The following is a 13,228-nucleotide window of genomic DNA, read 5'->3' as shown; positions in this document are numbered from 1 at the left end:
TAACAGAGGCTTTTACTGCGAAGTAAAAGTAAATCTGAGGTGGGACCACGTGAAAAAATTTCTCGTCCTCTTGGCTTATTTGCCAAGGGGACGTTTTTTATTCTTTTTTGATTAGAACGGATTAGATTACGCTCCTTCTTTGAAAGATAGTGAGTGGAATGCGCCGACAGTAAAAGTACGAAATGTGTCAAATTGTGATGTTGTTAGTAAAACCCAAGGAGGGAACCTAATGAAATGGAATCGGAGTTTACCATCAGGAACAAAAGATAAGTTATTTAGAGAAGCAAATGGTGCCTATCAGTTAGAAAAGCAAGTCAATTCTATTGTCAATAAAAGAGGCTATCAACGAATCGATACGCCAGTTATAGAGTTTGAAGATGTTTTTTACAGTGAAGACAAAAATGAAAAAGAATTGTATCGTTTTTTTGATAAACAGGGACGATTGCTTGTATTACGTCCTGATATGACGATGCCAATCGGCCGTGTGATTGCAACAACGGGAATTCAACCGCCACTTAAATTATCTTATAGTGGAAAAGTCTTTCGCTCAAACGATGATATGTTAGGAGAACAAAATGAACTGACTCAAGCTGGAATTGAATTGATCGGGTACTCTTCTTTAAAAGCAGAAGTCGAATGTATCACGTGTGCGGTTGAAATTTTAGATGCACTGAATATACCTAACTTTCATTTTGAATTAGGACATGCACAAATTTTCCGACTCATTGTGTCATCACTTGGACTAACTAACGCAGAAAAAGTCGAACTACAACTCTATTTTAATAATAAAAGCTTAACGGATCTCAAACGATTTGTAGCGAAATATCCAAGTGAATTGGATGATTTTATTTGTGCGATTCCAAGGCTATTTGGTGAAGCGGATGAAGTATTACCACAGGCAAAAGCATTATTGCCAAATGACGCGCATATCATGAAAATTATTGATGAATTAGAGACGCTAATGAATAGCATAAAGACATACCATCAAGACGTTTCTTTGACTGTAGACTTAGGCTTAGTAGCTCTGATGGATTATTATACAGGTGTTTTATTCAGTGGCTATGCCGATTTAGTTCCAGATATTTTTTTACGAGGTGGACGATATGATCATTTGGTGGAACAATTTGGTCATCCAATGATTCCAGCTGTGGGATTAGGGATCAATTTAGATACGCTGGTGACTTTACAATATCAGCTCAATAAACTCGCTTCTTTGGATCAGCCATCGACATTGGTTCATAGTACCTTAGCGGACTTGGCAAAAGCAGAATCGCTTGTAAATGAGAATGCTGATTATCAATTGTCCTTATTTGAAACAGTGGAAGAAGCCTTGGAGTATGCAGAAAAATGGCATTATCAGCAGATTATCGAGGTAACAAAAGATAAAAGACGTGTGATAAAGGTAGGGGATAAAACATGACTCAATTGACCATTGCATTGACAAAAGGACGCTTGGAAAAACAAACATTAGCACTATTTGAACAAGCGGGCATTGATGTTTCATTTATGCAGGACAAGCAGCGAAAACTGATTTTTACTAGTCCGGATCATCGGTTTACATTTCTTTTGGTAAAGGCTGCTGATGTGACAACGTATGTACGGCATGGTGTGGCCGACCTTGGAATCGTAGGAAAAGACGTACTGATTGAGCATCCTTTTGGCTATTACGAAATGCTTGATCTGATGATTGGCGTATGTAAATTTTCGGTTGCTTCCACAGAAAATTATCAGCCAGATGATTATAAAAGAAAACGAATTGCAACAAAGTACCCAACCGTTGCATCAGAACATTTTCGTAAAAAAGGTGAAGATGTAGAAATTATCAAAATTGAAGGATCTGTGGAAATTGCTCCTGTTTTAGGGTTGGCGGATGCAATTGTCGATATTGTGGAAACAGGAACAACTTTGAAAGAAAATGGTTTAGAAATTTTTGAAGATATTTGTTCCATTTCAGCGCGAGTAATTGTAAATAAAGCGAGGTTAAAAAGAAAACGTCAAGCAATATTTCAACTGTTTGATGAATTAGAGTCTGTGATTGAAAGGGGAGAAGACACATGAAATGGTTGACAGGAGAAACGTCTGAGATCTTAAAAGCTATAGAAGCTAGTGCTCAAGTGACCCAAGAAGACAATCAGCAAGTAGAAGAACAAGTTCGTAAGATTATTCAACAAGTGATCGAAAATGGGGATCAAGCGTTAAAAGACTATTCTGAAAAATTCGATCAAGTTAAATTACACGAGTTATCACTCTCGAAAGAAACAATCGATTTAGGATACCAACGCGTAGAAAAAGAAGTCATCAAAGCTTTAGAGAAAGCAAAGGAAAACATTGTCAGTTATCATGAAAAACAAAAACAATATGATTTTATGGATACGGAAAAATTAGGTGTGTTACGTGGACAGCTGGTGTTACCATTGGCTCGTGTGGGTGTTTATGTACCAGGTGGGACAGCAGCCTATCCCTCTTCTGTCTTGATGAATGTTCTGCCGGCAAAAATCGCTGGTGTTAGAGAAATTGTTATGGTCACACCACCTTCTATCAATGGTATACCAGATGTAATATTGGCAGCTGCAAAAATTGCAGGAGTGGATAAAATTTTTCAGATAGGTGGAGCGCAAGGCATTGCAGCACTTGCCTATGGCACTGAAACTGTGCCAAAAGTAGACAAGATTGTGGGACCAGGAAATATTTATGTGGCAACAGCTAAAAAACAAGTATTTGGTTCAGTAGGGATCGATATGATCGCAGGGCCTTCTGAGATTGGGATTTTAGCAGATGATGCAGCTGATCCGACTTATATCGCAGCTGATCTATTGTCTCAAGCTGAACATGATACACTTGCTAGAGTGATATTAGTGACCACTTCAGCTAAACTTGCAGAGCAAGTCGAAAAAGAAATTTATCAACAATTACAAACTTTACCGCGTAAAGAAATCGCAGAAAAAGCCATTGAAAACCATGGACTGATCATCATCGCCTCAACAGTTGACGCAATGTTTACAATCATGAATGAGATTGCTCCAGAGCATTTAGAAGTACAAATGGCTAATCCAATCAGTTATCTACATGAAATAAAAAACGCTGGATCGATTTTTTTGGGCGAGTATGCGTCAGAACCTGTAGGAGATTATTTTTCAGGAACGAATCATGTATTGCCGACAAGTGGCACGGCAAAATTTTATTCACCATTGGGCGTTTATGATTTTGTGAAGTATAGTCAAGTAACCTATTATACAAAAGAAGCCTTGGCAGATGCGAAAGAGTCGATCGCTCTTTTAGCAAGAAAAGAAGGACTAGAAGCACATGCTAGAGCAGTTGAATGTCGTTTTGACTAGTGTTATAAAATAGATTTTTTTACAGGAGGGAAAATAATGAGAACAGCCACTTTAAAAAGAAAAACGGCAGAAACAATCATTGAATTAAGCATTGATTTAGATCGACAAGAGCCAGTCACGATTGAAACAGGAGTTGGTTTTTTTGATCATATGCTGATTTTATTTGCGCGTCACAGTCGTATTTCGTTGGAAGTAAAAGTTGAGGGTGATTTGCAAGTAGACAGTCATCATACGGTGGAAGATGTTGGAATCGTGTTAGGTCAATGTATTCGAGAAGCTTTAGGGGATAAAGTCGGAATCAATCGATATGGGACTAGTTTTGTGCCAATGGACGAATCTTTGGGGATGGCTTCACTTGATTTAAGTGGTCGATCTTATTTGGTATTTGATGCAGCATTTGATAATCCTAAGCTTGGCGATTTTGACACAGAGTTGACAGAAGAATTTTTTCAAGCATTTGCGTTTAACGCACAAATGAATCTTCATTTAAAGATTTTACATGGAAAAAATACCCATCATAAAATAGAAGCATTGTTTAAAGCAACGGGACGAGCGCTGAGAGAAGCTATTACTGAAAATCCATTGATTCAAGGGGTCAATTCCACGAAAGGAATTCTGTAGATGATTATTATCATTGATTATGATACTGGAAATACTCGCAATGTCCAAAAGGCATTAGATTATGTAGGTTTAACAAATAAAATTTCGGCTGATCCTACGGAAATTCGAGCGGCAGATGGAGTTATTCTACCAGGTGTAGGGGCTTTTTCCTTAGCGATGAAAGAATTAAATAAACGTGGATTAGTCAAGGTCATCCAAGAAATAGCTCAAAAAGGGACACCCATTTTAGGGGTTTGTCTAGGGATGCAATTACTTTTAGAAGGGAGTATGGAAAATGGCTTTACAGAAGGTTTAGGCTTAATTGAAGGGATTTGTGAAAAATTACCGGATGATCCTGATTTACCCGTTCCTCATATGGGCTGGAACCAACTACTCGTAACAAATGAAACACCACTAACGAAAGCTGTAGATGGAGAGTATGTCTATTTTGTCCATTCTTATTATGTGGATTGTGCACCTGATGTGATTGATGCGCTTGCACAGTATTCTATTAAAATACCCGCAATGATCTCAAAAGGAACTATTTACGGAACGCAGTTTCATCCTGAAAAAAGTAGTGAAACCGGTTTGAAACTATTAAGAGGATTTAAGGAGGTGGTGGAGCATGCACGTTTTACCAGCGATTGATATTAGAGAAGGAAAAGCAGTTCGATTAATTCAAGGTGACTTTCTGCAAAAAACGATTGTCAACAATGATCCAGTGGCACAAGCAAAGGAATTCAAAGAGGCCGGTATTCAGATGATGCACGTCGTTGATTTAGATGGTGCATTGATGGGAAAAGCGTCCAATGCAGAGTTGATCGAGCAGATGAAACAGTCGACTGGCTTAAAAATCGAAGTTGGCGGAGGCATTCGCACATTGGAGCAAATAGATGAGTATGTGGCGCTTGGAATCGATTGGATCATTATCGGTTCAGCAGCTTTGAGAAATCCAGAATTAGTCAAAGAAGCAGTCCGAAAACATGGGGAGAAAATTGCTGTTGGTATTGATGCTAAGAATGGGAAAGTGGCTATTAGCGGCTGGTTGGATGTTAGTGAAACAGACTATTTACAAATGGCTAAGGAAATGGCATTGATTGGAGTCAAGACAATTATTTATACAGATATCGCCAAAGATGGAACCTTGACTGGTCCGACATTTGAAGATTACGTAAGATTATTAGACGTTGTACCAGATGTTCAAATTATTGCTTCTGGCGGCGTCAGTACTAAATCTGACTTAGTAAAATTAGCTGATTTAGGTTTATATGGTGCAATCGTAGGGAAAGCTTTTTATAATGGTGCAATCACTTTAGCAGACATGTTGGAGGTAGAAAAAAATGCTGACTAAACGTATTATTCCATGTTTAGATGTAACCGACGGACGAGTTGTCAAAGGGATTAATTTTATTGATCTACAAGATGTTGGAGATCCAGTAGAAATAGCACGAGCGTACAATGAACAAGGTGCTGATGAGCTGGTTTTCTTAGATATCACCGCTACAAGTGACGATCGTGAGACGATGATCGAAGTCGTCGAACGAACAGCGTCAGAAGTATTCATTCCTTTGACAGTAGGTGGAGGTATTCGGACAGTTTCAGACATAAAAAAAATGCTACAAGCAGGTGCTGATAAAATCTCCCTTAATTCTGCTGCGATAAAACAACCAGAATTGATCAGAGAAGGTGCTGAAAAATTTGGTTCACAGTGTATAGTTATTGCAATCGATGCGAAGCGAACGGGTGACTCTTGGCATGTTTTTGTTAAAGGTGGGCGTGAAGATACTGGATTAGATGCGATAGATTGGGCTGAAAAAGCTGTATCTTTAGGAGCAGGAGAGATTTTGCTGACCAGCATGGACGCGGATGGCACAAAAAATGGTTATGATCTTGCCTTAAATCAAGCAATAAGCACAGCCGTAAATGTTCCTGTAATAGCATCAGGAGGTTGCGGAAGTGCAGCTGATATTGTAGAAGTCTTTGAGCAGACAAAGGTAAGCGCAGCTTTGGCTGCAAGTATTTTCCATTATGGAGAAGTAAAAATCCCAGATCTGAAAAAAGCATTAGCACTCAAAGGAATGGAGGTACGTCAATGAAACCCGATTTTACAAAAGGATTACTGCCAGCAATTATTATAGAAGACAAAACGAATGAAGTTTTGATGCTTGCTTATATGAACGAGCAAAGTTATGAAAAAACACTTAAAACAGGTACTACCTGGTTTTATTCCCGTTCTCGTCAACAATTATGGAATAAAGGCGAAACGAGTGGTAATAGTCAAAAAGTTAAAAGAATTGTCACTGATTGTGACAAAGATACACTCTTAATCACAGTCGAACAAACAGGACACGCATGTCACACTGGTGAACATAGTTGTTTTTTTAATGTAATTATTTGATTGATACAAAGGAGGTAAAGGAATGATCGAAAAACTGTATGAAGAACTATTGGCTCGTAAAGAAGAACCCAAAGAAGGTTCTTATACCACTTACTTGTTTGACCAAGGCTTAGACAAAATTTTAAAAAAAGTCGGAGAAGAGGCTACAGAAGTAATTATTGCAGCTAAAAATGATCAAACAGAACTGATTAGTGAAACTTCTGATCTGATTTATCATATGTTGGTTTTGCTAGTAGAAAAAGATATTTCTTTAGAAGCAATTGAGACTGAATTAAAGAAACGAGAAGGAAAACTCAGTAAAATAACAGGACGTAAAAAAATTGATGAGCTGTAAAAAACAAAAAAAGCGATCCCTTTATAGAAATCGGGGGATCGCTTCTTTTAATTTTCAGTTGGACAGTCTAAAGAATCTGTTGCTTCTAAAACGTAAGTAGCATCATCTGCTTCATCATATAAAGAAGCAGGTTTGCCATTCAGACATTGAACGATCAAATGATACCCATATTCATCTTGAGCTACTAATCGTTTGCTGGTCAATTCGACTAACATATAGCTTAAATTTTTACCGTCAATAATAATTTGTAAATCATCTTCGATTTTTAAAGTATGTTGTGTGGCTTTTAGCTTATTCACGAACCACCAACTACCTAAATAACGTTTATATAAATTAGAAATGTCGATATCAGGCTGCTGCTTTTCCTGTTTCTTTTTCAAAAATAATGATCCAGCAATTCCTGTAATGAGTGATGCACCCAAAAATAATGACCAATGTTTTTTCATACTATCATTCTCCTCTAATTCAATGATAGCACGAAATTAAAAAACAAACTATTCGAAAATCTCATCCTATAAAAAAATTTGATGAACTTAAAACTATTTTTTGTCTAAGTGTATGTTCCACTTGATTTTTCTGTTATGGAAATAGAGTATTGTTTAAAAAGTTTGACGATGCTTTTTAAACCAAAATATGGTATTGTTTTGATGAAAGGGTGTTACAATGATTACATATCCGAACGTGCAGATAGCACATTTTATTGATAGACCTAATCGTTTTATTGCAACGTGTCGCCTGAAAGAAACAGGTGAAATGGTAACGGTTCACGTAAAGAATACTGGGCGATGTAAAGAACTATTATATCCAGAAGTTGAGGTTGCGTTGTCGTATCAACCTTCTCCAAAGAGAAAGACAGCGTATGATCTAATTGCTGTCAAAAAAGGGAGTGCTTGGTTTAACATCGATAGTCAAATTCCAAATACATTAGCGGCTCAAGCAATCCAAAAGGGTACGATTATTTTACCGGGCTTAAAAGGTGAAATACTTTCGGTAAAAAGAGAAAAACGTTTTGCACGATCTCAATTTGATATACTAGTGGAAACGGATAGCGGCACCCAAGCTTTTGTTGAAGTAAAAGGAATGACTTTAGAAAATCATGCAATAGGTGCATTTCCTGACGCCCCAACACTGCGTGGATTGAAGCACGTGACAGAGTTGATTAGTGCGATGAAAGAAGGCTATCAAAGCTACGTGTTATTTATTGTTCAATTTGAAAAAGTTGAACTAGCAACGATCCACACAGTGATGCAACCAGCTTTAGCACAAATGATTTTATCAGGGCAAAAACAAGGATTAAGCGTCATTGCCTACAATTGTTCTGTTACCCCTGATACAATAGCGATAAAACATCAGATACCATTTGATGTCACAAAAACGTTTAAAGAGCCAAATTCAGAAAGGTGAGGGTAAATATGATTCACTTAGGTATAATTGGAACAAACTGGATTAGTCATCAATTTGTCAAGGCAGCATTGGAAACAAATCGCTATGATTTAACGGCGGTCTATTCACGAAAAGTAGAAACAGCTCAAAAATTTGGTAAAAAATATGGTGATGTTGAATATGCAACTGATTTACCTACATTTTTTGGTATTGAACATATGGACACTGTTTATATCGCTTCGCCTAATTCACTTCATTTTGAACAAGCGAAAGAAGGGATTTTAGCAGGAAAAAATATTATTGTTGAAAAACCTGCCTTCTCTACACCAGAAGAAATGGCAGAAATCATTACGTTAGCAGATCAGCAAAAAGTATTCTTTTTTGAAGCAGCCCGTAATATTCATGAGAAAAGCTTTAAAAAAATTCGCGATTTATTGCCTTTGAAAAATCAAATTATTGGTGCAAACTTTACGTATATGAAATATTCATCTCGTTATGATCAAGTACTTGATGGTCAAGAGCCAAATATCTTTTCACCACATTTTTCAGGAGGCGCTATGGCAGATCTAGGTGTGTATTTAATTTATGCAGCCGTGGGTTGGTTTGGTATGCCAAATGAAAGCCATTATTTTGCAAGAAAAATCCCAACAGACGTAGACGGAATTGGTACGGCGATCTTAAGATATGATTTATTTGATGTAACATTACAGACTGGAAAAAACGCGGATTCTTTCTTAGATTCTGAAATTTATTTTGATGGTGGAACGTTGATTCTAGATAGTGTAAATGCAATTTCCAAAGCAGAATTTCATGATCGCAATCATCAAGAACTTGATATCATTGAACTTACAACGGAAGAAAATCCAATGATCGAAGAAGCCAATGATTTTGCAGATGTACTTGAAAATCCTAATGACCCAACTAATGGTTTACGTTACGAAGAATGGGTAGAATTATCCCGTAATGTAAATAAAGTTGTAACAACATTAAGAAAAAGTGCCGGTATCATTTTTGATGCGGATAAAGATAAACAGGTTTAATGAGGAAAGGACTATTATGACAATAATCAACCATTTACCAGAAGCTTGGCAAAAACATTGGCAAGCTTCTGGTTTTAGCGAGCCATCAATGATTCAGCAAAAAAGTTTTCAGCCTTTAAAGGAAAAAGAAAATGTTTTAGGTATCTCGCCAACAGGTTCAGGTAAAACGTTGGCTTATGTATTACCATTACTTTTAAATATAGAAAAAAATCAGGGCAGTCAGTTATTGATTTTGGCACCTTCACAAGAATTAGCAGTTCAAATCAGCCAAGTTGTTCGGGATTGGTCAGCATTACTTGAATTGAAGACCCAAAGCTTGATTGGGGGCGCAAACGTCGGTCGTCAAATCGAAAAATTAAAAAAGAAACCAGAAATTTTGGTAGGAACACCAGGTCGTGTATTAGAATTGATCAAAACAAAGAAAATAAAAAGCCATTTATTACAGACTATTGTCATGGACGAAGTCGATCAACTGTTTCATGAAAAAGAATTAAATTTAACGAAGCAGATCCTAGCAAGTGCACCAACAGATTTTCAATTAGTTTTTTATTCAGCAACGGCCGATCGAGTAGTAGAAGAAGCGCAAAAATTAATCGATCAGTTGACAATAATCGATGTAACGGATGAAGATCAGTCTGGTGGCGTTGTACAGCATTATTACATGGCTCTGTCCCCTAGAAAAAAAAGTGAGTATTTAAGAAGTTTAGCTTATACACCAAATTTTCGGGCGATGGTTTTCTTTAATCAAGTCGTTGATTTAGGTTCAGTAGAAGAAAAATTAATTTATGAAAAATTGAATGTGGTCGGATTAGCCTCAGATCAGAATAAAACTTTACGCAAATTAGCCATTGATCAATTCTCTAAAAAAAGAGCAGTTATGCTTTTAACAACAGATATTGCTGCAAGAGGATTAGATTTTGAAGCAATTCCCTTCGTTGTGAATGCTGAAGTTCCATTATCAGAAGAAAGTTATATTCATCGAGCAGGGCGCGTTGGCCGAATGGGTGCGTCAGGTTCGGTCATTACATTTGTCAATGATGCCACTAAGAGAGACTATCAACGATTAATGAAGAAAATAGATCGATCTTTTCAAGAAATTTTTCTATACGATGGTGCGATCCACTTGACCAGAAAAGAAAAAAGTTTAACTGAAGAAAAAACGACATCTTCAAGTCCGACAGCTAAAAAAGAACCGATAACAAAACAACCATCAGCTAAAAAGACAGCAAAACCAAAAAATCGTCCCAAAAAGACTAAAAATAAAGGGGCTAGGCGGAAATCGTCTAAAACAGAGTAATAAAAATGTAAGAACGTCATGATTTAAGGAGGCTATCCATGAGATCTAGAAAAGACGAGATTTTAGCAGTTTTAGAATCAAAGAATCAAGGAATGACGGCGGCAGATGTCGCAAGTGAGCTGGCAATCGATCGTAGTAATGCCAGTCGTTATTTAAGTGAATTGTTCAAAGAACACAAGATCCTTAAAAGTGATGGCCGTCCAGTTATCTATTCAGTTGTGACAGAAGAAGACAAAGTACATGTGGATAGCTCCAGTGAGGTAACATTTGATAACTTGGTCGGAGCCAATGATTCATTAAAGGTCATTATCCAACAAGCAAAAGCGGCTATTTTATATCCGCCACGAGGCTTACATACCATTATTTTCGGGGAGACTGGAACTGGGAAATCACTATTTGCTGAATGTATGTATCATTTTGCAGTCGATTCTAAGACTTTAGCAGCAGATGCTCCTTTTGTTTCTTTTAACTGTGCTGATTATGCTCAGAACCCTCAATTGCTTTTTGGGCATATTTTTGGGGTCAAAAAAGGAGCGTATACCGGTGCAAATGAAGATAGTCCAGGGTTGATGTCAAAGGCTGATGGAGGGATTCTTTTCCTTGATGAAATTCATCGTTTACCGCCAGAAGGTCAAGAAATGCTTTTCACATTCATTGATAAAGGGATCTATCGACCATTGGGGGAAAGCGGGCAGACCTATGAAGCATCCGTTCAAATTATTGGAGCGACGACAGAATCATCTGAAAGTTTCTTAACAACATTCAATCGCAGGATTCCAATGGCAATTACCTTACCATCATTAGATGCCCGTTCACTAGACGAACGTTATGACATCATTTCTTTATTTATCAAACAAGAAGCAAACCGTTTAAATCAACGAATCGATATTAAAAGAGAAGCGATCCTTGCATTTATGTTATACGATGCAGAGGGAAATATCGGACAAGTGAAACGAGATTTAAAACTTGTATGCGCTAAATCTTTTCTCCATTACCGCACACATGACGAGTCTAGTTTAGTCATCCAAAAACGAGATTTGCCTTTGCAAGTACAAAAAGGGTTATTAAAAATCAAAGAAGTTTCTGATCGTTTAGATCGATTTGTTGATAGTAAAAGTAATTATTTGAGCTTTGAACCAGGAACAAATGAAGTTGTCTGGTCGCAAGATCCAGCCCGTGATATGCAAGTCTACAATGAAATCGAAGAAAAAGTGGCAAACTTATCAGCAAATGAGCTAGAAAACGTTAATTTAGAACAACTGATCTCAAGCGATATGGATGCCTATTTCCAAACATATGTTGATGAATTGACGCAAAATCCTGTACACAAAGAGTTATTGCCGGAACCAATTTGGAAACTGACAGATCATTTATATGATATAGCAGAAAAAAGATTAGAGCGTAAGTATAACGAAAAAGCCCGTTTTGCCTTTGCCTTACACTTACAAAGTACAATTGATCGAGTAAAAGACGGACACATCATTATTCATCCTAACTTAAATAATGTCCGAAAGAAAATGAAAAAAGAATTTCAAGTAGCGATGGATTTATCTGCCATTATCGAAGAAGAAAACAATATCGAAATTCCTTTTGATGAAATTGGATTTATCAGTATGTTTTTATCGATCAATGTTGGAAGTGTTGAAAAAGTCCATGCCAATAATGTTGGCGTAGTTGTTTTGATGCATGGTGATTCCACTGCTTCAAGTATGCTTAAAACAGCACAAGAGTTACTTGGAACACAAACAGGCATAGCTATGAACATGCCACTTACAATGGAAGTTCAAGCTATGTATGAGCAGTTAAAGAAATTTGTTTTAAGTCATCGTGAAAAATTATTGAATGGTATGTTACTTTTAACGGATATGGGTTCTTTGAATTCTTTTGGAAATCTGATTTTTGAAGAAACAGGAGTCCGGACGAAAGCAATCACAATGACGAGTACGATGATTGTTTTAGAAGCGATTCGGATGGCTAGTGTGGGACGAAGTTTAGAAGATATCTATCAAAACATCCAAATGTCTTTTGAAAGCATTATCAGAGAACAGTTTCGTACGAGTCCTCAAAATCGCGAAGATGTAAAAAAGGCAGTAGTTGTCACTTGTTTCACCGGTGAAGGCGTTGCAGCCAAATTATATCAACGAATTTTACCTGTAATAGATGAAAACAAAGTAGAAATCATCCAAATGCAGTTTTTAGAGCGTGAAGCATTTAAAAAACATATTGATAGTTTGATGGAAGAGTATGAAATCAAGGCCATAGCTGGAACTGTTGATGTAGAATACCAGAACATTCCATTCTTTTCAGCCTATGACATCTTTGATGATGAAAAATTAAATGTTTTGAAGCGGATTGCTGGCGATGAAGTGCCAACGGAAAAAATTGTGAAATCATTAGGTGGAACGATCACAGCGGTGGATTCATTACAAAAATTAATCGTTTTACTGCAAAAAACAGTCCATCAAATCCAAACGGATATGCATATTATTGTAGAACCAGGTGTTGATGCAGGAATCGTGATCCACTTAGCATTCTTGGTAGAGGCTATTTTAAAAGGGGAGAAATCAAAAGAATTTGAAGAGCTTCCAGAATTTATGAAAAAGAACCGTCTAGAAACAGATGTTACGAGAACAAATTTGATGGTCATCGAAAAAGCCTACCGTATGGTCTTTAGCGAGTCGGATATCGCACATTTAACGCAACTGTTTTTGGACAATAGAATCAAATTAAGTACAGAAAACAAACAAAAGTAATTAGTGTGTAATTTTAAAAACAATAGTGTGTACACAATTTGTATAGACCAAAACCGTATCATTACAAGGTTTTGGTCTATATATTTTT

Annotated in this window: 14 protein-coding genes and 1 other annotated feature (1 of these 15 only partly in view); of the genes, 13 read left to right on the top strand and 1 reads right to left on the bottom strand. The window is 37.0% G+C overall.

Annotated features, from left to right (window positions below; genetic code table 11):
• Nucleotides 1-73 (top strand) — a binding site (T-box leader) (it extends 205 nt beyond the left edge of the window).
• Nucleotides 74-229: 156 nt separating this feature from the next.
• From hisZ to hisE, 9 genes are read left to right on the top strand one after another with little or no spacing between them, the layout of a single operon-like run.
• Nucleotides 230-1,420, top strand: coding sequence for an ATP phosphoribosyltransferase regulatory subunit (gene hisZ / locus AC4BC4_RS12125; protein WP_490475854.1), 1,191 nt, complete (start codon nucleotides 230-232; stop codon nucleotides 1,418-1,420).
• Entirely contained in the window at nucleotides 1,417-2,058 is a 642-nt protein-coding gene (gene hisG / locus AC4BC4_RS12120) for an ATP phosphoribosyltransferase (protein ID WP_490475853.1), read from the top strand. The genes hisZ and hisG overlap by 4 nt, the downstream gene beginning before the upstream one ends.
• A complete protein-coding gene (gene hisD / locus AC4BC4_RS12115; protein WP_438757045.1) occupies nucleotides 2,055-3,335 on the top strand; it encodes a histidinol dehydrogenase in 1,281 nt (426 codons plus the stop codon). The genes hisG and hisD overlap by 4 nt, the downstream gene beginning before the upstream one ends.
• Nucleotides 3,336-3,371: 36 nt before the next feature.
• Nucleotides 3,372-3,956, top strand: a complete 585-nt coding sequence (gene hisB, locus AC4BC4_RS12110) for an imidazoleglycerol-phosphate dehydratase HisB (RefSeq protein WP_438757044.1) — start codon at nucleotides 3,372-3,374, stop codon at nucleotides 3,954-3,956.
• Nucleotides 3,957-4,583: an imidazole glycerol phosphate synthase subunit HisH gene (hisH, locus tag AC4BC4_RS12105; RefSeq protein ID WP_490475852.1), complete on the top strand. Its 627-nt coding sequence runs from the start codon at nucleotides 3,957-3,959 to the stop codon at nucleotides 4,581-4,583.
• The gene (gene hisA, locus AC4BC4_RS12100; protein WP_490475851.1) at nucleotides 4,561-5,286 is read left to right on the top strand and encodes a 1-(5-phosphoribosyl)-5-[(5-phosphoribosylamino)methylideneamino]imidazole-4-carboxamide isomerase; all 726 of its coding nucleotides are present in this window, start codon (nucleotides 4,561-4,563) and stop codon (nucleotides 5,284-5,286) included. Before hisH ends, hisA begins: the two co-directional genes overlap by 23 nt.
• Complete coding sequence (gene hisF / locus AC4BC4_RS12095) at nucleotides 5,276-6,031, top strand: imidazole glycerol phosphate synthase subunit HisF (RefSeq protein ID WP_438757041.1); 756 nt, start codon at nucleotides 5,276-5,278, stop codon at nucleotides 6,029-6,031. The genes hisA and hisF overlap by 11 nt, the downstream gene beginning before the upstream one ends.
• On the top strand, nucleotides 6,028-6,333 hold the full coding sequence (gene hisI / locus AC4BC4_RS12090; protein WP_438757040.1) for a phosphoribosyl-AMP cyclohydrolase: 306 nt from the start codon (nucleotides 6,028-6,030) through the stop codon (nucleotides 6,331-6,333). Before hisF ends, hisI begins: the two co-directional genes overlap by 4 nt.
• A 22-nt stretch (nucleotides 6,334-6,355) precedes the next feature.
• A complete protein-coding gene (hisE, locus tag AC4BC4_RS12085) occupies nucleotides 6,356-6,667 on the top strand; it encodes a phosphoribosyl-ATP diphosphatase (protein ID WP_438757039.1) in 312 nt (103 codons plus the stop codon).
• Nucleotides 6,668-6,714: 47 nt separating this feature from the next.
• On the opposite strand, the gene AC4BC4_RS12080 is transcribed toward hisE, so the two are convergent.
• The gene (locus AC4BC4_RS12080) at nucleotides 6,715-7,113 is read right to left on the bottom strand and encodes a DUF4828 domain-containing protein (RefSeq protein WP_490475850.1); all 399 of its coding nucleotides are present in this window, start codon (nucleotides 7,111-7,113) and stop codon (nucleotides 6,715-6,717) included.
• A 220-nt stretch (nucleotides 7,114-7,333) separates the two neighbouring features.
• Here AC4BC4_RS12080 and sfsA point away from each other — a divergent pair, with 220 nt between their 5' ends.
• From sfsA to AC4BC4_RS12060, 4 genes are read left to right on the top strand one after another with little or no spacing between them, the layout of a single operon-like run.
• Entirely contained in the window at nucleotides 7,334-8,071 is a 738-nt protein-coding gene (sfsA, locus tag AC4BC4_RS12075) for a DNA/RNA nuclease SfsA (protein WP_438758824.1), read from the top strand.
• 8 nt (nucleotides 8,072-8,079) lie between these two features.
• A complete protein-coding gene (locus tag AC4BC4_RS12070) occupies nucleotides 8,080-9,090 on the top strand; it encodes a Gfo/Idh/MocA family protein (protein WP_490475849.1) in 1,011 nt (336 codons plus the stop codon).
• A 16-nt stretch (nucleotides 9,091-9,106) separates the two neighbouring features.
• Nucleotides 9,107-10,387, top strand: coding sequence for a DEAD/DEAH box helicase (locus AC4BC4_RS12065; RefSeq protein WP_438757036.1), 1,281 nt, complete (start codon nucleotides 9,107-9,109; stop codon nucleotides 10,385-10,387).
• 38 nt (nucleotides 10,388-10,425) lie between these two features.
• Complete coding sequence (locus AC4BC4_RS12060) at nucleotides 10,426-13,140, top strand: sigma-54-dependent transcriptional regulator (protein ID WP_490475848.1); 2,715 nt, start codon at nucleotides 10,426-10,428, stop codon at nucleotides 13,138-13,140.
• Nucleotides 13,141-13,228 lie beyond the last annotated feature (88 nt).

The organism is Enterococcus sp. AMC1086 (assembly GCF_058216575.1).
Note: the sequence above shows the minus strand (reverse complement) of the source record. Positions and strands in the feature narration are given on the sequence as shown.

Coding starts and splice junctions, on each gene's coding strand:
- hisZ (WP_490475854.1), top strand. CDS start 230: ATGAAATGGAATCGGAGTTTACCATCAGGAACAAAAGATAAGTTATTT.
- hisG (WP_490475853.1), top strand. CDS start 1,417: ATGACTCAATTGACCATTGCATTGACAAAAGGACGCTTGGAAAAACAA.
- hisD (WP_438757045.1), top strand. CDS start 2,055: ATGAAATGGTTGACAGGAGAAACGTCTGAGATCTTAAAAGCTATAGAA.
- hisB (WP_438757044.1), top strand. CDS start 3,372: ATGAGAACAGCCACTTTAAAAAGAAAAACGGCAGAAACAATCATTGAA.
- hisH (WP_490475852.1), top strand. CDS start 3,957: ATGATTATTATCATTGATTATGATACTGGAAATACTCGCAATGTCCAA.
- hisA (WP_490475851.1), top strand. CDS start 4,561: ATGCACGTTTTACCAGCGATTGATATTAGAGAAGGAAAAGCAGTTCGA.
- hisF (WP_438757041.1), top strand. CDS start 5,276: ATGCTGACTAAACGTATTATTCCATGTTTAGATGTAACCGACGGACGA.
- hisI (WP_438757040.1), top strand. CDS start 6,028: ATGAAACCCGATTTTACAAAAGGATTACTGCCAGCAATTATTATAGAA.
- hisE (WP_438757039.1), top strand. CDS start 6,356: ATGATCGAAAAACTGTATGAAGAACTATTGGCTCGTAAAGAAGAACCC.
- AC4BC4_RS12080 (WP_490475850.1), bottom strand. CDS start 7,113: ATGAAAAAACATTGGTCATTATTTTTGGGTGCATCACTCATTACAGGA.
- AC4BC4_RS12070 (WP_490475849.1), top strand. CDS start 8,080: ATGATTCACTTAGGTATAATTGGAACAAACTGGATTAGTCATCAATTT.
- AC4BC4_RS12065 (WP_438757036.1), top strand. CDS start 9,107: ATGACAATAATCAACCATTTACCAGAAGCTTGGCAAAAACATTGGCAA.
- AC4BC4_RS12060 (WP_490475848.1), top strand. CDS start 10,426: ATGAGATCTAGAAAAGACGAGATTTTAGCAGTTTTAGAATCAAAGAAT.